Annotated in this window: 1 protein-coding gene; it reads left to right on the top strand. The window is 52.6% G+C overall.

Going from position 1 to position 291, the window contains the following annotated elements; translation table 11 throughout:
• Nucleotides 1–19: 19 nt before the first annotated feature.
• The coding region (locus EN846_RS34570) for a hypothetical protein (protein WP_210236166.1) at nt 20–291 on the top strand (272 nt) is incomplete at its 3' end.

The following is a 291-nucleotide window of genomic DNA, read 5'->3' as shown; positions in this document are numbered from 1 at the left end:
TATACCGCGAATTGTGAGCATGCCGAATCCGCAGCCGTCGCCAGTTTTTGCGCTCAATTGGGCGGCAATGCATCTGGCCCGAGGCACCCACGTTCTCTTAGCAATTGATGGGGCTCGTATTTTCTCGGATCAGTTAATTGCAAATATGTTGAAGGCGCATGCAGCATGTGCGGACGCATTTGTCTACACGCTTGGTTGCCATCTGGGTTCGGACGTGCAGATGGTCTCGACTATTCAGGGATACAACCAAGAGGTGGAAGACAAACTTATCGCGGACAGTGGTTGGCCTGC

The organism is Mesorhizobium sp. M4B.F.Ca.ET.203.01.1.1, assembly GCF_004791025.1.
Taxonomy (GTDB): domain Bacteria; phylum Pseudomonadota; class Alphaproteobacteria; order Rhizobiales; family Rhizobiaceae; genus Mesorhizobium; species Mesorhizobium abyssinicae.
This window is presented reverse-complemented; position numbering and strand designations above follow the sequence as displayed.